Below are 18,368 nucleotides of genomic sequence, written 5' to 3' on the forward strand. Positions count from 1 at the left end.
TCAAACGCCGCGCGGGCTGGAATTTCGCTGCGCGAAATCCAGCCCCGCCGGCGTTCGGCAACTCCAGCCCCGCCGGCGTTTGAGGCGCGGGGGTCCGGGGCGCAGCCCCGGGGAACGGGCGAAGGGCGGGTAGGGGACCCAGCCCCGCGCAGCGGCCCCTCAGACTCCCGCGGAGCGCACGGCGGAGACGGCCTTGCGCGCAGCCACCAGCACCGGATCCCACACGGGAGAGAACGGCGGGGCGTAGCCCAGGTCCAGCGACACCACCTGCTCCACCGTCATCCCCGCCGTCAGCGCGACCGCCGCGATGTCCACCCGCTTCGCGGCCCCGGCACCGCCGACGATCTGCACGCCGAGCAGCCGGCCCGTGCGCCGCTCCGCCAGCATCTTGACGGTCATCTCCCGGGCCCCCGGGTAGTAGCCCGCCGTGTTCGTCGAGCGGATGGCGGCCGTCACGTACCGCAGGCCCGCCTCCCGGGCGTCCTTCTCGCGCAGCCCCGTACGGGCGATCTCCAGGTCGCAGACCTTGCTGACGGCCGTCCCGACGACACCCGGGAAGGTGGCGTAGCCGCCGCCCGCGTTCGAGCCGATCACCTGGCCGTGCTTGTTGGCGTGCGTGCCCAGCGGGATGTGCCGCGTCCGTCCCGCCACCAGGTCCAGGACCTCCACGCAGTCACCGCCGGCCCAGATGTCCTCGTGCCCCCGGACCCGCATCGACAGGTCCGTCAGCAGGCCCCCCGACTCGCCGAGCGGCAGCCCGGCGGCGCGGGCGAGCGCCGTGCGCGGCTCCACGCCGATGCCGAGCACGACCACGTCCGCCGGGTACTCGCGCCCGTCCGCGGTGGCCACCGCGCGGGCCCGGCCCTCCTCGTCGGTGAGGATCTTCGCCACGTCCGCGTCGGCGACCGTCACGATGCCCATGGCGTTCATCGCGGAGTGCACCAGACCGCCCATGTCCGGGTCCAGGGTGGACATCGGCTGCGGGCCCCGGTGCAGCACGGTGACCTCGAAGCCCCGGTTCACCAGGGCCTCGGCCATCTCCACGCCGATGTAGCCCGCGCCGGCCACGACCGCCCGGCGGCCCCGCGTCCGCTCCAGGTCGTCCATCAGCCGCTGGCCGTCGTCCAGCGACTGGACTCCGTGCACCCCGTGCGCGCCGATCCCCGGCAGCTTCGGCCGGACCGGGCGGGCGCCGGTCGCCAGGACCAGCTTGTCGTAGCCCGTCCAGGACTCGGCGCCGCTGTCCAGGTCCCGGGAGCGCACCCGGCGGCCCGCCACGTCCAGCTCCACGACCTCCGTGCGCGTGCGCAGGTCGATGCCCCGGGCGCGGTGCTCCTCGGGGGTACGGGCGATCAGCTCGTCCCGCCCGCCGACCTGACCGCCCACCCAGTACGGGATCCCGCACGCGGAGTACGAGGTGAAGTGCCCGCGCTCGAACGCGATGATCTCCAGCTCCGCCGGGCCCTTCAGCCGCCGCGCCTGCGACGCGGCGGACATCCCCGCCGCGTCGCCGCCGACCACCACCAGTCGTTCCACCGCCATCGTCCGCCCCGCCTCCATGCCGCAGCCTGCGCCTACGGGGACACGCTACGGGCAGGCCCGCCGTCAGTCCTGGAGATCCGCTCCGGTCTGCTTAGGGGCCTCCGCCGGGCCGGGCGCCGGCACGGGCGCCGGCGCGGCCGCCTGCCGGGGCACCAGGGTGCGGGTCAGGCCCGTCTTCGGCTTCGCAGGGCGGAGCCTGCGGTACGCCTTGAACCCGAGGACCAGCAGGGCGCCGGCGATCCCGAACGGCAGCACCGCCGCGAGCGCCAGCGCCAGGTAGCGCACCAGCGTCACGAACACGCCCCAGCCGCCGCCCAGGGCGTCACCGAGGCCCGGCTCCTCCTCCTTGCGCTCCTGAGGGGCGGCGGCCGGCTCCGAGACGGACACCGTGATCGTGCCCATCGCCGTCTGGTCCTTCAGCGCGTTCTGCTGGGCCAGCAGCGACTCCAGGTCGGACTGACGTCGGCTCAGCTCGCCCTCCAGCATCACCACGTCGCTCAGCGCCGAGGCCTTCTCCATCATCTCCCGCACCCGGGCCACACTGGCCTGCTGCGACTTCACCCGGCTGTCGACGTCGGCGACCTTCTCGGTCACGTCCTGCGCCTCGACCTTCCGGTTCAGCAGCTTCCCGCTGCCCTCCAGCGCGCCGATCACCGAGTCGAACCGCTCGCCCGGCACCCGCAGCGTCAGCGTCGAGGTCAGCCGGCCGTCCCGGCCGCGCTCGGTGGACTCGTTGCCGACGTAGCCGCCCGCGCCCTCGGCCGCCGTACGGGCCGCCGCCAGGGCCTTCTGCGGCTCGGCCGTCTCGATGCCCAGCGTCCCCGTACGGATGACGTGCGGGCGCACCGGCGCCTGCGTCCCGGTTTTGGCGTCCGGCGCCGCCGCCGAGGGCGCGGCCGCCGAGGGTGCGGCCGCCCCGGCCCCCGGCTTGCCCTGGGCGGCCGCGCCCTCGCGGGGCCCGGCGACCGCCGCCCGGTCCGAGGAGGACTTCGCGCCGCCTTCGGCCGAGCAGCCGGTGAGCGCGAGGGCCCCCGCGAGCGAGAGGCCGGCCAGCGCCACGGCGCCGCGGTGTCTGTGGAGCGTGTGCATCGTCAGTACCCCCGGGGGATCGGCTGATGTCCCCGTTTCGACGCCCGCGGGCCCCCGGCGGGTTTCGCCCGCCAGGTCCCGAGGTGGTCCCGATGCGGTCACGTTCAGGCCTCACCACCCGGTCTGAGACGATGTGTTCATGCACGAAGCGGACACACGTACGGACCGGCCGGGCCCCCCGCGGCACGTCGTCGTCATCGGCGGCGGCATCTCCGGCCTCGCGGCCGCCCACCGGCTGCTCGGCGACGGGGTCCGCGTCACCCTCCTGGAGGCCGGCCCGCGCCTCGGCGGCAAGCTGTACGCCGGAGAGCTCGCGGGCCTCCCCGTCGACCTCGGCGCCGAATCCGTGCTCGCCCGCCGCCCAGAGGCCCTGGAGCTGGCCCGGGCCGTCGGCCTCGGCGACGCCCTCCAGCCCCCGGCCACCGCCACCGCCCGGCTGTGGACCCGCGGCGCCCTGCGCGACATGCCCAAGGGGCACGTCATGGGCGTCCCCGGCGACACCGCCCCGCTCGCCGCCTCCGGCGTCCTGTCCGCCGAGGGCCTCGCCCGCATCGCCGCCGACACCGCGCTCCCGCCCACCGAGGTCGGCGAGGACGTCGCCGTCGGCGAGTACGTCGCCGCCCGCATGGGCCGCGAGGTCGTCGACCGGCTCGTCGAACCGCTGCTCGGCGGGGTCTACGCGGGCGACGCCTACCGCATCTCGATGCGCGCCGCCGTCCCCGCCCTCTACCAGGCCGTACGCACCCACCCCACGCTCACCGAGAGCGTCCGCTCCCTCCAGAGCGGCGCCGCGGCCCGCGCCGCCGCCGAGCGGACCACCGTCACCGGCGCGGCCGCCACCGGCGCCTTCTTCGCCGGGATCGCCGGCGGCATCGGCCGGCTCCCGCTCGCCGTCGCCGACGCCTGCCGGGCCGCCGGGGCGCGGATCCTGACCGGCACCCCCGTGCACGGGATCGCCCGTACGCCGGGCGGCTGGCGGATCACCGCCGACGGCGAGGTCCTCGACGCCGACGCCGTCGTCCTCGCCACCCCCGCCGGACCCGCCGCCGACCTGCTCGCCGGCCCCGCACCGGCGGCCGCGGCCGGGCTGCGCGAGGTCGAGTACGCCTCCATGGCCCTGGTCACCATGGCCTTCCGGCGCTCCGACCTGCCCGCCGAGATCGCCGACGGCGGCGCCAGCGGGTTCCTCGTACCGCCCGTCGACGGCCGCACGATCAAGGCGTCCACCTTCTCCAGCAACAAGTGGGCCTGGGCCGGCGCCGACCCGGAGCTCTTCCTGCTGCGCACCTCCATCGGCCGGCACGGCGACGAGGGCGACCTCAAGCGGGAGGACTCCGAGCTGGTCGACGTCTCCCTCGGCGACCTCGGCGAGGCCGTCGGCCTGGCCGCCCGTCCGGTGGCCGCCACCGTCACCCGCTGGGACGGCGGACTGCCCCAGTACCCGGTGGGCCACCTCGCCCGCGTCGAGCGGATCCGGGCCGCCGTGGCCGCGATCCCGGGCCTCGCGGTCTGCGGAGCCCTCTACGACGGGGTCGGAATCCCGGCCTGTGTCGCGAGCGCCGGGAAGGCGGCCGACGCGGTGATCTCCGCTTTGGCCACCCCTGGGACAGACCACTGATCAGCACACGGGACAATGGACACATGACTGCACCAGAGAAGATTCCCAACGCGGGGAAGAAGGCGAAGGACCTCAACGAGGTCATCCGCTACACCCTGTGGTCCGTCTTCAAGCTGAAGGACGTCCTGCCCGAGGACCGCACCGGCTTCGCCGACGAGGTCCAGGAGCTGTTCGACCAGCTGGCCGCCAAGGACATCACGGTCCGCGGCACCTACGACGTCTCCGGCCTGCGCGCCGACGCGGACATCATGATCTGGTGGCACGCCGAGACCGCCGACGAGCTGCAGACCGCGTACAACCTGTTCCGCCGCACCAAGCTGGGCCGCGCCCTGGAGCCGGTGTGGTCGAACATGGCCCTGCACCGCCCGGCCGAGTTCAACAAGTCGCACATCCCGGCCTTCCTGGCCGACGAGGTCGCCCGCGACTACGTCAGCGTCTACCCCTTCGTGCGCAGCTACGACTGGTACCTGCTGCCCGACGAGGACCGCCGCCGCATGCTCGCCGACCACGGCAAGATGGCCCGCGGCTACCCCGACGTGCGCGCCAACACCGTCGCCTCCTTCTCGCTGGGCGACTACGAGTGGCTGCTGGCCTTCGAGGCCGACGAGCTCTACCGCATCGTCGACCTCATGCGCCACCTGCGCGCCTCCGAGGCCCGCATGCACGTCCGCGAGGAGGTGCCCTTCTACACCGGGCGCCGCAAGTCCGTCGCCGATCTGGTGGCCGGGCTCGCCTGATACCTCCCCTGGGGGGAAGGACCGGAGGAACACCCGTGACACAAGGGTGGCCTCCGGGGATCGGGAGGCCATGCCCCCGAAACGACGCAGCCGGAGATCCCGCCCGGAAGTTCAGACGGCCGGAGGCAGCAGCGCCCTGGAGGCGCCGGCTGCCCGGTCGTCCAGCGACACCGGTGCGGGCTCCGGATGCGGCGCACACGTGACGCGCCACCCCGGGGTGGCCCCCGTCAGCAGGTACCGCTCCACGTGCCGGTCCACGCACGCGTTGCGTCCGCCGGCCACCCCGTGGGTGCCCGCCCGCTGCTCCGTGACCAGCGCGGCCCGGGCGCCGAGCCGCCCCTGCAGTTCCAGCGCGCCCGCGTGGGGCGTCGCCCCGTCCCGCTCCGCCGCGACGATCAGCGTCCCCGGCAGCCGGCCGGGCGCCGCACCGACATCGACGGGGCTCTGCCGCCCGGACACGGGCCAGGAGGCGCAGGGCAGGTTCAGGAAGGCGTTGGCCCAGGTCTCGAAGGGGGCCCGGCGGGCCAGCCCGGTGTTGTCGCGGTCCCAGGTCTCCCAGTCGCCGGGCCAGGGGGCGTCGTTGCACAGCACCGCCGTGTAGACGGCGGTCGCGTTGGCCGCCCGCTCCGCCGTCGCGGGGTCGCGGGCTGCCTGCCGCACGAGCGGTTCCGGGTCCCCGCGCAGGTACGCCGCCAGGGCCGCGGCCCGCTCGGGCCAGACCTCGTCGTAGTACGCGGTCTGGAGGTACGCCGCGTGCAGCTCGCCCGTCCCGACGACCCCGCCCGCGGGGGTACGGGCCACGGCCGCGCGGACCTTCTCGTAGCTCTCCCGCACGGCCCCCGCGGTGGTGCCGAGCCCGTACACGGAGTGGTGGCGGGCCGCCCAGGCGCGGAAGTCGGCCCAGCGGCGTTCGAAGGCCGGGGCCTGGGCGAGGTTGTTCGCGTACCAGACGCGGCGCGGGTCCGGGTCGACCGCCGAGTCGAAGACCATGCGGCGCACCCGCTCGGGGTGGCGGGTGGCGTAGACGGCCCCGAGGTAGGTGCCGTACGAGGCCCCCATGAAGGTCAGCCGCGGCTCGCCGAGGGCGGCCCGCAGCACGTCCAGGTCGCGTGCGTTGTTCAGGGTCGTGTAGTACCCGAGCGCGGGGCCGGCGTGCCGTGCGCAGCCCTCGGCGTAGGCCCGGGCGGCGGCCAGCCGCTCCCGCTTGTACGCGGCGGAGGGCTCGGCCGGGACCTGCGTCGGGCCCTGCGGCCGCTCGGCGGGGTCCTGGCAGGTCAGCGGGGCGGAGCGGCCGACCCCGCGCGGGGCGTAGCCGACCAGGTCGTAGGCGGCCGCGATACGGGCCCACGCGGGCCGGTCGCCGAGCAGCGGGAAGCCCGTCCCGGAGGCGCCCGGCCCGCCGGGGTTGAACACGAGCGCGCCCTGCCGGGCGGCGCCGCCCCGGCCGGTGGCGGGGACCCGGCTGACGGTGAGGGAGATCTGCGGGCCGTCGGGCCGGGCGTAGTCGAGCGGGACCCGCAGGACGGCGCACCGCACCGGATCGGGCAGCTCCTCGACGGCGGGACACGGCCGGAACTCCAGCCGCCCGCCCCCGGTGGCGGGGGGCCGGACCACTGGCCGCGTCCCCGCCGCCGGAGCCCCGCCCGCCCCGCCCACCGGCCGCAGCGCGGCGGCAGCAGCGGCCCGGCGGGCGACCAGCTCCGCCCCGGCGTCCTCGGCCGCGGTCCGCGCGTCCCCGCCGGTACCGCCCGGCGCGGGCCCGCTCGCCCGGGCCGGCGCGGGGGCGCACAGGGCGAGGCAGAGCGCCGCCGCGGCGACCCCCTGCCGCGTGAGCGTCGTCGTCCGGCACGTCCGCATGGCGACCCCTTCATCTCATCGTCCGGTCTGATGAGATGCCAGGTCCGTGCGTGGTCACGGGTGCACCGCCGGAACACCGGGCGCAGTACGCCCGGTTGACGGAGCGCGGGGGCGCCGGACGGGCGTCCGCCGGACACGGCCTAGGGGCGCCCCAGCGCCGCCCGGAGGTCCGGGTCGTGGACCGCGCTCAGGCCGCGGACGGCCACCGCCGCCAGGGGGTCGGCGGGGGCGCGGTCGCTGTCCAGGGCGGCGAGGAGGCGCCGGCCCGCGGGGGAGGCCCAGGGGGAGTGGGCGGGGCCGCCCGGGCCGGCGATGGCCAGGCAGCACACCGCGAGCAGCACCGGCAGGGCGAACCAGTACAGCACCTTCGACACGTCCGCCCCGTCCGCCGGGACCGCCAGCGCCGCCCCCGCCATGGCCACCACCAGCACGGCGGCCCAGCGCACCGACCGGACCCCGTCCGCCACCGCTTCCCGCACCCCGCACGGCACCGCGAGGCCCGCCTCGTCCAGCCGGTCCGCGAGGGCCCGTACGGCCGAGTGCGCGGCGGCGGCCTCCCGGAGCGCCGACACCGGGGACTGGCCGTCGGGGCCGAACGCCGCCAGCACGGCCCGCTCGTGCGCGTCACGGGCGACCGGGTCGAGCACGGTGGCCCAGCCCGTGCGGGCCAGCAGCAGCCGGTGCCGGCGTTCCATCGACAGCAGGGTCAGCACGGCGACCCGCTCCGGGCCGCCGGCCAGGTACGCGGCCTCGTAGAGGTTCAGCTTCCCCGGCCGCCGGGCGGCGGCGGGGCGGGGCGCCGGGTCGGCGGCCTCGGTGGCGGCCCGCAGCAGGCGGGCGGCCGAGGTCAGCACCCCGGCCCAGGCCAGCAGCAGGAACAAGATCCAGAACATGGCCGATTTCTACAGCCGCCGGAGCCGCTTTCAGGCGGCCGGTGCCCAAGCGTGAGCAGCTCGTGATGCGGTGGTGATGGTCGGTCAGGAACTGCTGGAGCAACTGGAACCGGAGGAACTGCTGCAACTCGAGCCGCTGGAGCAGCTCGAACCGGAGGAACCGCCGCAGCTCGAACCGGAACCACCGGAGCAGCCCGAACCGGAGCCACCGGAACAGCTGCTTCCAGAGGACCCGCAGCCACCGGAGCCGGAGGATCCGCCCCCGCCGTCGCCACCCGCGCACCACAGCACCGGCAGCAGCTCCGCCGACGCCGACCCGAGCGTGTCCGAGGAGACCCGCGCGTGCCCCCGGGACTGGGCCGCCGCCAGCCGGGTGCCGCGGGCCGCCTGCACCAGCTGCTGGCGCAGGTACGGGTCCCGCAGGCCCCGCAGCCCGAACAGCGCGGTCTGCACCCGCGGCGCCGGATCGGCCGCGTACCGCTGCCGGAAGCCGGCCAGCGCCCGACGCCCCGCCGGGGTGATCCGCAGCCGCGCCAGCCGCGCGCACACCACGCCCGCGACCAGGCCGCCCAGCAGGGCCGGGAGCACCGCCACGACGAACGGCACCCCGGGATCCGCGTCCAGCGACCAGAACACGAAGGTGAGCGGCAGCGACACCGGCACCAGCGCCACGCACACCACCGCCTGCACCAGCCCCCAGCGCCGCGCCCCGCGCCCCGCCCCAGGGGCCGCGAGCAGCCCGCGGGCCGCCAGCGCGTCCCCGGTCCCCTGCACGGCCGGCTCGCGCATGGCGGCGTACCGCACCTGGTAGAGCCACCCGGACGGCGCCTGTGCGAGCGCCTGCAGCACGGCCCGCTCGGCGGGGTCCGCGCCGAGCGCCCCGGGCCGGGCCTGCACGATGCCCGGGCCGCCGACGGCCAGCCGGCCGTCCCCGAGCAGCGCGACCAGCGCGCTGTCGACCACGGTGCCGGGGCCGCCCGCGAGGAACGCGGCCTCCGACAGGCCGTGCAGCTCCGGCGCGGGCCCGGCCACCGGCGGCCGGGAGCGGCGCACGGCGCGCAGCAGCAGGACGGTGGAGAAGGCGACGGCCGCCCAGACGGCGACGGCGAGCGCGTTCACGGCGTCCGCCCGACCAGGGCGCGGGCCCAGCGCGCGACCCGGCCCCGCGGCCGCGCCCCCGCCCGGTCCCGCCACCACGCGGTGAGCCGGCGCCGCGCGGCCGGGTCGGCCGGCAGGTCCCGTACGAGGAGGTGCTCGGCGAAGTCCAGCGCGTCGCGGCGGTACCCGGCCGTCATCGGGCGGCCGCGGGCGTACCCGAGGAACGCGGTGCGGTACGCGGCCGGCCCGCCCAGGATCCCGGGCAGCTCCGGCGCGACCTTCGCCACCACAGAGGCCCGCTTGGCGGCCAGCGCCCGCGCCTGCACCCGGACGCGCTGCCGGTCGAAGCCCTCCGGTACGGGCGTCCCGGCGACCAGCGCCGACAGCAGGGCCGCCTGCCCCAGCGCCAGCCGGGTCCGCGCGGCCTCACCGGCCGGACCCGGGGGCTCCGCGCGCAGGACCACCCGCTCCCGCACGGTCCCCGGAGGCCCGCCCGCGTCCACCACCGCGCGGATCCGCGCCACTTCGGCGGTCAGCTCCGCCTCGGGCGGGAAGTCGTCGTCCCGCTCCAGCAGGACCCCGGGCGGGTCCACCCGCTCGCGCAGCCGGGCCAGCACGTCGAGCACCACCGGCGGCACGGGGTGCGCGTGGGTGTCGTGCCAGACGCCGTCACGCTCCACGCCCCCGGCCACGTGCACGTAGGCGAGGGCCTCCAGCGGGACCGAGTCCAGCACGGCGGACGGGTCCTCGCCGCGGTTGACGCGGTTGGTGTGCAGGTTCGCCACGTCGATGAGCAGCCGCACCCCGGTCCGCTCGACCAGCTCCGTCAGGAACTGCCCCTCCGTCAGCTCCTCCCCGGGCCAGGACACCAGCGCGGCGATGTTCTCCAGCGCCAGCGGCACGGGCAGCGCGTCCTGCGCGATCCGCACGTTCTCGCACAGCACGGCCAGCGCGTCCCGGGTCCGGGGCACCGGCAGCAGGTGCCCGGCCTCCAGCAGCGGCGAGGAGGTGCGCACGAAGGCGATGTGCTCGGTGACCAGCGGAGCCCCCAGCTCCACCGCCCGCTCCCCGAGCGCCGCCAGCTTCGCCGGGTCGGGGCGGTCGGCCCCGCCCAGGCCCAGCGAGACCCCGTGCGGCACGACGCGGACCCCCCGTTCGCGCAACCGCACCAGGGACTCGGGCAGGTGGCCCGGACAGACGTTCTCCGCCACCACCTCGACCCAGTCCAGGCCGTCCAGCCGCTCGACCGCGTCCGCGATCTCCGGCCGCCAGCCGATACCCACCCCCAGGCGTTCCATGGGCTTCATGTCCCCCTCGCCCCCTTTATGCGGACCGTATGCCGAAGTGATGGCCCCGGCACGGGCCGGCCAACCACCAGGAGGGGACGTTCAGAGCAACATTTGAGGTTCCGCGGCCGCGGTCAGGACCTCAGGCCCCACCAGGCGGATCCGCCCCGCCGGTTCAGAGGCGGGCGCGCAGCGCCGGATGGTCCGAGACCACGGTCGCGCTGCCCGGGGCGATCTCCGTGAAGCCGGCGTCGCGGACCACCGGCAGCCCGCTGCCGCTCAGTTCCGCCCAGCGCTCGCGCGGGGCCGTGCGCACCGCCAGCCGGAAGCCGGAGGCCTGCCACAGGGCGCGCTCGGCCGCCGTCAGCTCCCACCACGCCAGCTGCGCCGCGTGGCCCGCCTGGGCCATCGCCTTGCCCGCCGACATACCGAGCTCCGGGTTCAGCCACAGCACCGGGATCCCCGGCTCGACCGGTCCCGCCGGCTCCGGGTCGTCGAGGTCGGTGCCCGACACCTGGAGCTTGGCCAGCTCCTTGGGCCAGCCGTCCAGGGGGACCGGCGGGAAGACCCGGACCTCCGAGGCCCGCCCCTCCACCGTGACGCCCGGCAGGGCCCCCGCCTTGCGCCACTCCGCGCCGCGCGCCCGCCGGACCACCTTGCGGATCCGCGCGTCCTGCCAGTCGCGCACGGCGCCGGCCCACTCGCCCTCGCCCTGCGAGCGCTCGTCCGTCAGCAGCACCAGCACCGCACGGGCCGCCGTCTCCAGCGCGTCGGTCCGGGCGGGCGGTTCGGCCTTCTCGATCCGCACCACCAGCGGCAGGACGAACTGCGGGGCCTCGTCGCGCAGCGCGTGCTCGCGCCGGAAGGGGCTGTCCGCGCCGACCGCGGGTACGTCTGAGGTCTCGTTCACGTGCTGGCTGCTCATCCTGCCAAGCATGCCAGCCTCCGCCTTCAGGAGGATGTCCCGGGTGGGCGGCGCGGGTGAGGATCGGGTCCATGAAGAGCGACCTTTTCGCGAGCGAGAACCTCGTCCGGCCGGCCACCGCACCGGGCATGACCCTGCAGAACGCCAAGTCCGTGAAGTACGCCGTGAACGGGGAGATGCTCGCCCGCCAGGGGTCGATGGTCGCCTTCCGCGGCAACCTCCAGTTCGAGCGCAAGGGCCAGGGCATCGGGGGCATGCTCAAGCGGGCCGTCACCGGCGAGGGGCTGGCCCTGATGTCCGTACGCGGCCAGGGCGAGGCCTGGTTCGCGCACCAGGCCGGCAACTGCTTCATCATCGACTTCGAGCCCGGTGACGCCCTCACCATCAACGGGCGCAACGTGCTCTGCTTCGACCCGACGCTGTCCTACGAGATACGGATGGTCAAGGGCGCCGGGATGACCGGCGGCGGGCTCTTCAACAGCCTCTTCACCGGCACCGGCAAGCTCGCCGTGGTCTGCGACGGCAACCCGATCATCATCCCGGTCACCGCCCAGGCGCCGGTGTACGTGGACACGGACGCGGTCGTCGGCTGGAGCGCGGCGCTGGAGACCGGGCTGCACCGCTCCCAGTCCGTCGGCTCCATGATCCGCGGCGGCTCCGGCGAGGCCGTCCAGCTGAAGCTGAGCGGCGAGGGCTTCGTCATCGTCCGGCCCAGCGAGCTCACCGAGACGGCGGCGGCGCACTGAAACTCACCGGCGTGGGCCGCCGCTACGGAAGGCGCCGGCCCTGGATCCTGCGCGGGGTCACGGCCGAGCTGCCGCCCGGCGCCCTGGTCCGCGTCGAGGGCGGCAACGGCGGCGGCAAGTCCACCCTGCTGCGCGTCGTCGCCGGCATCGACACGCCGACCGAGGGCCGGATCGAGGGCCGCCCGCCCCGCACCGCCTACGTCCCCGAACGCTTCCCGGCGGCCCTGCCGCTCACGGCCGGCGCCTACCTGACCCACCTCGGCCGGGTGCACGGCCTGACGGGCGCCGAGGCGGCCCGGCGGGCGGCCGAGGGGCTGGAGCGGTTCGGCGCCGCCGCGTACGCCCGCACCCCGATGGCCGAACTGTCCAAGGGCACCAGCCAGAAGGTGGCCGTCGCCCAGGCACTGCTCGCCGGGCCGGGCCTGCTCGTCCTCGACGAGGCCTGGACCGGGCTGGACGCGCCCGCCCGGGCGGAACTGGACCGGGCCGTCGCCGAACGCACCGCCGCCGGGGGCACCGTCGTCTTCGTCGACCACGACCCCGCCCGGCTGGCCGGCCTGCCCGATGCCCACTACCGGGTGCGCGGCGGCACCCTGGAGGCCGCGGCCCCCGCCGCGCACCCCGCCCCGCGCCCGCCCGCCGTACGGATCCACGCGGCCGGCCCGCCCGGCGCCGCCCCGCCCCCGGGCCTGGCCGCCGAGGCCGCACCCGCCCCCGACGGCGGGGTCCTGCTGACCGTGGACGCCGCCCGCTCCGACGCCGTACTGCGCGAGCTGCTCACCGCCGGCCCGCCCTGGCACATCCGAGCCGTGGAGGAACTCCCGTGACCGTGCCCGCCCTGCTGCGCTACCAGGGCGCCCTGCTGCTGCGCTCCCAGCACTGGATCGGCCCGCTCGTCGTGTACGCGGCGTTCGTCGCGGTCGGCGTCCGCTCCGGCGACCCGGCGCTCGACGCCCTCGGCTACGCGGCGGCCGGCCTGGTGCCGCTGAGCGCCTGGCTGGTCCGGATCTGCGTCACCGCCGAACCCCCGGCGGCCCGCGCCGTCTCCGCCGCCGCGGCCGGTCCGGTACGGGTGCACGCCGCGGCCCTGCTGACCGCGCTGGCGGGGACGCTGCTCGCCGGGGCCGCGGGCGCGGCGTACGCCCTGCTGGCCGGCGACCTCACGCACCAGCCCCCGGCCGGGACGGCCCTCGCCGGAGCGGTGGCGGTGGCGGTGTGCGCCCTGACGGGGGCGGCCGTCGGCGCGGTGTGCAGCAGGCCGCTGATCCGCGGGCGGGGCCGCGCCTTCCTCGCCGGGGGCGTGGGCTCGCTGCTGGCCTGGGTCCTGGCCTTCTCCCCGGCCCGCAGCGCGGTGTCCGCCCTGGTCGGGGCGGCCCGCGCGGACACCGCGCCGCTCCCGCTGGCCGCGCTGGCGGGGGCGCTGCTCCTGGCGGGGGCGGCTGGGGCGGTGGCCTGCCTGGTCAGCACGCGGCGGAGCTGACCCCCGGGGCCGGGGCCGGGGCCGACCCGGGGCCGGCGGGGAAGGAACGTTACTTCCCCATCAGCTCCGACACCTTCACGAAGCGGAATCCCCGCTTTCGCAGCTCGGGGACGATCTTCTGGATCGCCTGCTCGGTCACCGGGGCCGCGCTGCGCGTGCAGTGCATGACCACCACCGACCCGGGCTTCACCCCGGCCAGCACCTGCTCCGCCACCGCGTCGGGGTCCTTGGCGAAGGCGTCCCCGCTGACCACGTCCCACTGCACGGCCGTGACCTTCGCCGGGGCCAGGGCCTTCAGCGCCTGGTCGTCGTAGCAGCCGCCGGGGAAGCGGAAGTACGGGACGGTGTTGACCGCGCCCGCCTTCCGGAACGCCGCGAAGGCCCGCTCCACGTCGGCCCGCGCGGCCTCGCCGTCGAGCGCGGGGAGCCCGTAGCAGGGGGACTTGAAGGCGTGGTGGCTGTACGAGTGGTTGGCGATCTCGAAGTTCGGGTCGGTGCCGATGGCCTTGGCCTGGTCGGGGTACTCCTCGGCCCAGCGCCCGGTCATGAAGACCGTGGACGGCACTTTCAGCCGGCGCAGGGCGTCGATCAGGTCCGGGTTGTCGAAGCGCTCTCCCGAGGCGGCGCGCGGTCCCTGATCGGAGGTCATGTCGGCGTCGAAGGTGAGCGCCACGGTCTTCTCGGAGCGCTGCCGGGCCCGCTCGAAGACGGGGGTCAGGCCGTTCGCACCGGGGGTCAGGACCGGCACCTTGGCGGGCGCGCCGGGCAGCGGGGAGGCGGACGCGGGGGCGGAGGGGGAGGCCTGGGTGGACGCGGTGGCCGGGCCGGAGGCCGCGGGACTGGCCAGCCGGGCCTGCCCGGCGCCCTGCTGGGGGCCCGGGGTGCCGCCCCCGCATCCCGTGAGGGCCGCGCCGAGCACGGCCACGGCCGCTGCTTTGCGTACAGAAAGGGTCACGTACGCAAAATATATGACTATGTGGCAAGTAGGCGTCTGCGGCACTCCTGGACGTCGAAGTCGGCCGGCGGGTACGTCGGCCCGATCGCCTCCAGGTGCTCCAGCAGCAGCCTCCCGACGGCCCAGTTGCGGTACCACTTGCGGTCCGCGGGGACCACGTACCAGGGCGCCGCCTCCGTGGAGCAGCGCTCCAGCGCCAGCTCGTACGCCTCCCGGTACGCCGGCCACATCGCGCGGTCCTCGATGTCCCCCGGACTGAACTTCCAGTGCTTGCGCGGGTCGTCGAGCCGCGCCAGGAGCCGCTCGCGCTGCTCCTCCCAGCCGATGTGCAGGAAGACCTTCACCAGCGTCACGCCGTCGTCGGCGAGGGCCTTCTCGAAGGAGTTGATCTGCGCGTACCGCCGCTCCACCCGGTCGGCCGGGACCAGCTCGCGGACCCGGCCCACGAGGACGTCCTCGTAGTGCGAGCGGTCGAAGATGCCGATCTCGCCGGGCTGGGGGAGGGCCTTCTCGATCCGCCAGAGGAAGGAGTGGGCGCGCTCCTCGCGGGTGGGGGCCTTGAAGGCCCTGACCCGGCAGCCGGAGGGGTTGAACTGGCCGATCACGTGTTTGACCGTGCCGCCCTTGCCGCTGGTGTCCATGCCCTGCAGGACGAGCAGCAGCCTGCGCCGGTCCCCGGCGGTGCTGGCCGCGTAGAGCCGCTCCTGGAGGGAGGCCAGCGGGGCGGCCATCCGGGCGACGGCCTCGGCCCCGGCCGCCTTGCCGGACGGTCCGCCCGGGGTGGCGGAGGTGTCGAGGGCGTCGAGGCCGGCCCGCTTCCCGGGCGGCACCCGCAGCAGCGGCGCGAGCGCCGGGCCGTCCGCTGCCTCGCGGGGCTCCCCGGCACCCCGGGCGCCGCCGTCCTTCTTCCGTTTCCCGGTCACCGCTGTCCACCCCGATCCGCTCGGTTTCCGTACGATCGTGCGGCACATCGGACGGCGGCGCGAGACGGCCGCCACCGGGCCCCGCGTCAGTGCCAGGGGCCGGTCACCGCGAACGTGGTGCCGGGCGCGTAGGCGTTGACGTACATCGTCCGCGCGTCGGGGGAGAAGGTCACCCCGGCGAACTCCCCCCATTCCGGCGCCCCGGCCGTTCCGATGTCGTCCGCGTTGCGGGCCACCGGGTAGACCTCCCCGTCCGGGGTCACCCCGAAGACGTACTGGTCGCCGCCGCCGTCCTCGCACACCATCAGCCCCCCGTCGGGCGCCAGGCAGATGTTGTCGGGGGAGTCCCCGGGCAGGGCGGTGTCCGCCGCCGGGCCGAAGAGCACCTCCAGCCGGAGCCGGCCGCGCACCGGGTCGTGGAACCACACCTGCCCGTGGTGGTCGGCGGCGGCCCCCTCGCGGCCGCGGGCGTAGCTGGAGACGAAGTACACCCCGGTGCCTCCCCAGTAGCAGCCCTCCAGCTTCTGCGCGTGGGTGATCCCGCGCGGCCCGAAGTCCTGGAAGCGGACCGGCGTCACGGCCGCGGCGGGGTCCGGTACGGGGACCCACTCCACCGGGAACTCCGCCCCCGGCTCGTCCACCGCCGACAGGTCCGCCACCCCGGGCACCCGCATCGCCTCCAGCAGGCCGCCCGCCCGCAGCGAGCCGGGCCCGCCGAGCGGCCGCGCGGGCAGGAAGCGGCAGAAGAGCCCGAAGGGCTTCACGAACGCGTCCTCGGTCTCGTAGACCACCCCCCGGTACGGGTCCACGGCGACGGCCTCGTGCGCGAAGCGGCCCAGCGCGGTCAGCGGGACGGCACCGAGCCGGTGCGGGTCGGCGGGGTCCACCTCGAAGACGTACCCGTGGTCCCGGGAGTACCCCGAGTCACCGGCCCGCTCCTCGGTCTCCTCGCAGCTCAGCCAGGTGTTCCAGGGGGTGCGCCCGCCCGCGCAGTTGACGGCGGTCCCGGCGAGGCCGACCCGCTCGCCGCGCACCGCGCCCGCCGGGTCCAGCTCCAGCACCGTGCAGCCGCCCAGCGCCCCGGGGTCGTACGTGAGCCCGTCCACGGCGGGGACGCGCAGCGCGGCGGTGGCGCGGTTCTCGTGGTTGCGGACCAGGCGGAGCCGGCCGCCGCCCGCGCCGAAGGCGGCCATGCCGTCGCAGTTGGCCGGCACCGTGCCCTCGCCCGAGCGCAGCGGGTCCCCGGCGCGCGAGAGGACCCGGTACGAGAACCCGGCGGGCAGGTCCAGCAGCCCGGCCGGGTCGGGCAGCAGCGGTCCGTACCCCCGGGCGGAGGCGCGGGCCGGGCCGGGGGCCCAGAGCGCTCCGAGGGCTCCACTGAAGGCGACCGCGCCGGCCACGAGCAGGCTGCGTCGGGTGACGGACATCGGCAACTCCCCGCTGGACCACTGGAGATGTGAACCGGCCCGTGGTACCACGCCGGGCGTCCGGGTCCCGCGCGACGCGTGCGGGCGCCCGCCCCCGTCACCCCACCGGGCCCCGGCGCGGCGTGCGCGCGGGGCCCGGCGGCGGTGACGAGGGGGAGGAGATCAGGCGAGCTTGGCGCTCAGGGTGATCGTCGTACCCGTCAGGGCCTGGCTGACCGGGCAGTTCTTCTTCGCGTCCTCGGCGGCGGCGACGAAGGCGTCGTTGTCGATGCCCGGCACCTCGCCCTCAACGGTCAGGTGGATGCCGGTGATGCCCTCACCCGGCTGGAAGGTGACGTCGGCCTTGGTCTCCAGGCGGGTGGGAGGGGTGCCGGCGCCGGCGAGGCCGTGGGAGAGGGCCATCGAGAAGCAGCTGGAGTGGGCGGCCGCGATCAGCTCCTCGGGGCTGGTCTTGCCGTTGGCAGCCTCGGAACGGGCCGGCCAGGAGACGTCGTACGAGCCGATGCCCGAGGAGTCGAGGGAGACGACGCCCTTGCCCTTGAGGAGGTCGCCTTCCCAGACGGTGTGCGCGTGACGCGTGGTGGCCATGGTGATCCCTTCGCAGAAGTGGAAACGGCCGGGCCGCGAGAAGCGACCCGGCCGTGCCAAACCTACTGGGAGACCAGGGGTTTCGCGTCGCGCGCGAGGGCGGTGAGCCGCGATATGGCTCGGAAGTACTTCTTCCGATAACCGCCGTTGAGCATGTCGTCACTGAACAGCCGGTCGAAGGGCACCCCGGAGGCCAGTACCGGGACCTCGCGGTCGTACAGCCGGTCGGCGAGCACCACCAGGCGCAGCGCCGTCGACTGGTCCGGGACCGGGACGACGTCGGTCAGGCAGACCGCCGCTATTCCGTCCGTCAGCGCCCCGTAGCGGCTGGGGTGGACCTTCGCCAGGTGGTCCAGCAGGCCCGGGAAGTCGTCGAGGCTCGCGCCCGGGGTCGCGTACGCGGCCTTCGCGACCTGCTCGTCGGAGAAGGGCGCGGGGGCCTCGGGCAGGCCGCGGTGGCGGTAGTCCTGGCCGTCGATTCGCAGCGGCCGGAAGTGGGCGGAGAGCCCCTGGATCTCGCGCAGGAAGTCGGCGGCGGCGAAGCGGCCCTCACCGAGCTTGCCGGGCAGCGTGTTGGAGGTGGCGGCCAGTGCCACGCCCTGCTCGACGAGGCGGCTGAGCAGGGAGGAGACCAGCACGGTGTCGCCCGGGTCGTCGAGCTCGAACTCGTCGATGCACAGCAGCCGGTGCCCGCCCAGGGTCTGCACGGTCTGCTGGAAGCCGAGCGCGCCGACCAGGTTCGTGAGCTCCACGAAGGTGCCGAAGGCCTTGAGCGCGGGCTCGGCCGGGGTGGCGTGCCAGAGGGAGGCGAGCAGGTGGGTCTTGCCGACGCCGTAACCGCCGTCGAGGTAGACCCCGCGCGGGCCGGCGGCCGGGGCGGGTGCCTTCTTCTGGAACCACTTGCGCTTGCCGGCGCCGCTGGCGTGGGCGCCGCCCAGCCCGGCGGCGAAGCCGCTCAGCACCGTGACCGCCTCGGCCTGGCTCGGCTGGGCGGGGTCGGGGTTGTAGGTGTCGAAGCGCACCGAGTCGAAGCGGGGCGGCGGGACCATCTCGGCCACCAGCCGTTCGGCCGGCACGCGCGGCTCGCGGGCGCACAGGGCGAGTGGGCCCGCGTCGGCTATGGGGGGCTGCCCGGAGGCAGGACCGGAGGTGGAGAGAGATGTCGGCACAGCTCTCAACTCTACGGGGCGTGTCACACTGCACC

General features: G+C 75.9%; 17 protein-coding genes. 5 read left to right on the plus strand and 12 right to left on the minus strand.

The features are described from left to right. Positions 1-159: 159 nt before the first annotated feature. Both AC07A6_RS28865 and AC07A6_RS28870 read right to left on the minus strand, forming a co-directional pair. On the minus strand, positions 160-1,542 hold the full coding sequence (locus tag AC07A6_RS28865; RefSeq protein ID WP_478779092.1) for an FAD-dependent oxidoreductase: 1,383 nt from the start codon (positions 1,540-1,542) through the stop codon (positions 160-162). Between the two features lie 63 nt (positions 1,543-1,605). Next, entirely contained in the window at positions 1,606-2,631 is a 1,026-nt protein-coding gene (locus AC07A6_RS28870) for a DUF4349 domain-containing protein (RefSeq protein ID WP_478779093.1), read from the minus strand. A 139-nt stretch (positions 2,632-2,770) separates the two neighbouring features. Between AC07A6_RS28870 and hemG the strand changes: the two genes are divergently transcribed. Both hemG and hemQ read left to right on the plus strand, forming a co-directional pair. Next, positions 2,771-4,249 carry a protoporphyrinogen oxidase gene (gene hemG, locus AC07A6_RS28875; RefSeq protein WP_478779094.1) on the plus strand — a complete coding sequence of 493 codons (1,479 nt, stop codon included), beginning with the start codon at positions 2,771-2,773 and terminating at the stop codon, positions 4,247-4,249. 23 nt (positions 4,250-4,272) lie between these two features. After that, the gene (hemQ, locus tag AC07A6_RS28880; RefSeq protein ID WP_042802045.1) at positions 4,273-4,986 is read left to right on the plus strand and encodes a hydrogen peroxide-dependent heme synthase; all 714 of its coding nucleotides are present in this window, start codon (positions 4,273-4,275) and stop codon (positions 4,984-4,986) included. A gap of 111 nt (positions 4,987-5,097) precedes the next feature. Here hemQ and AC07A6_RS28885 read toward each other — a convergent pair whose 3' ends face one another. The 5 genes from AC07A6_RS28885 to AC07A6_RS28905 all read right to left on the minus strand — a co-directional run bounded on the left by AC07A6_RS28885 (position 5,098) and on the right by AC07A6_RS28905 (position 11,045). Then, on the minus strand, positions 5,098-6,843 hold the full coding sequence (locus AC07A6_RS28885) for an alpha/beta hydrolase (protein ID WP_478779095.1): 1,746 nt from the start codon (positions 6,841-6,843) through the stop codon (positions 5,098-5,100). 140 nt (positions 6,844-6,983) lie between these two features. Then, entirely contained in the window at positions 6,984-7,736 is a 753-nt protein-coding gene (locus AC07A6_RS28890; RefSeq protein WP_478779096.1) for a TIGR04222 domain-containing membrane protein, read from the minus strand. Between the two features lie 84 nt (positions 7,737-7,820). Next, positions 7,821-8,855 carry a TIGR04222 domain-containing membrane protein gene (locus tag AC07A6_RS28895; protein ID WP_478779097.1) on the minus strand — a complete coding sequence of 345 codons (1,035 nt, stop codon included), beginning with the start codon at positions 8,853-8,855 and terminating at the stop codon, positions 7,821-7,823. Further along, a complete protein-coding gene (locus AC07A6_RS28900; RefSeq protein WP_478779098.1) occupies positions 8,852-10,141 on the minus strand; it encodes an MbnB/TglH/ChrH family RiPP precursor modification enzyme in 1,290 nt (429 codons plus the stop codon). Before AC07A6_RS28900 ends, AC07A6_RS28895 begins: the two co-directional genes overlap by 4 nt. 154 nt (positions 10,142-10,295) lie before the next feature. Continuing rightward, complete coding sequence (locus AC07A6_RS28905; protein ID WP_478779099.1) at positions 10,296-11,045, minus strand: peptidyl-tRNA hydrolase; 750 nt, start codon at positions 11,043-11,045, stop codon at positions 10,296-10,298. Between the two features lie 71 nt (positions 11,046-11,116). Here AC07A6_RS28905 and AC07A6_RS28910 point away from each other — a divergent pair, with 71 nt between their 5' ends. Genes AC07A6_RS28910 through AC07A6_RS28920 form a run of 3 tightly spaced genes read left to right on the plus strand, consistent with a single transcriptional unit; the run spans position 11,117 to position 13,271 of the window. Further along, entirely contained in the window at positions 11,117-11,791 is a 675-nt protein-coding gene (locus tag AC07A6_RS28910; protein ID WP_478779100.1) for an AIM24 family protein, read from the plus strand. Continuing rightward, positions 11,788-12,618, plus strand: a complete 831-nt coding sequence (locus AC07A6_RS28915; protein WP_478779134.1) for an ABC transporter ATP-binding protein — start codon at positions 11,788-11,790, stop codon at positions 12,616-12,618. The genes AC07A6_RS28910 and AC07A6_RS28915 overlap by 4 nt, the downstream gene beginning before the upstream one ends. After that, positions 12,615-13,271 carry an ABC transporter gene (locus AC07A6_RS28920; RefSeq protein WP_478779101.1) on the plus strand — a complete coding sequence of 219 codons (657 nt, stop codon included), beginning with the start codon at positions 12,615-12,617 and terminating at the stop codon, positions 13,269-13,271. Before AC07A6_RS28915 ends, AC07A6_RS28920 begins: the two co-directional genes overlap by 4 nt. Before the next feature lie 49 nt (positions 13,272-13,320). On the opposite strand, the gene AC07A6_RS28925 is transcribed toward AC07A6_RS28920, so the two are convergent. The 5 genes from AC07A6_RS28925 to zapE form a co-directional block, all read right to left on the minus strand. Beyond that, on the minus strand, positions 13,321-14,226 hold the full coding sequence (locus AC07A6_RS28925) for a polysaccharide deacetylase family protein (protein WP_478779102.1): 906 nt from the start codon (positions 14,224-14,226) through the stop codon (positions 13,321-13,323). 17 nt (positions 14,227-14,243) lie between these two features. Further along, complete coding sequence (locus AC07A6_RS28930) at positions 14,244-15,149, minus strand: polyphosphate kinase 2 family protein (RefSeq protein WP_478779103.1); 906 nt, start codon at positions 15,147-15,149, stop codon at positions 14,244-14,246. A gap of 86 nt (positions 15,150-15,235) precedes the next feature. Then, entirely contained in the window at positions 15,236-16,576 is a 1,341-nt protein-coding gene (locus AC07A6_RS28935; protein ID WP_478779104.1) for an alkaline phosphatase PhoX, read from the minus strand. 162 nt (positions 16,577-16,738) lie between these two features. After that, positions 16,739-17,164, minus strand: a complete 426-nt coding sequence (locus AC07A6_RS28940; protein WP_362467119.1) for an OsmC family protein — start codon at positions 17,162-17,164, stop codon at positions 16,739-16,741. Between the two features lie 62 nt (positions 17,165-17,226). Next, entirely contained in the window at positions 17,227-18,333 is a 1,107-nt protein-coding gene (gene zapE / locus AC07A6_RS28945; protein WP_362467120.1) for a cell division protein ZapE, read from the minus strand. Positions 18,334-18,368 lie beyond the last annotated feature (35 nt).

This window comes from Streptomyces sp. NPDC044002 (genome assembly GCF_056434525.1).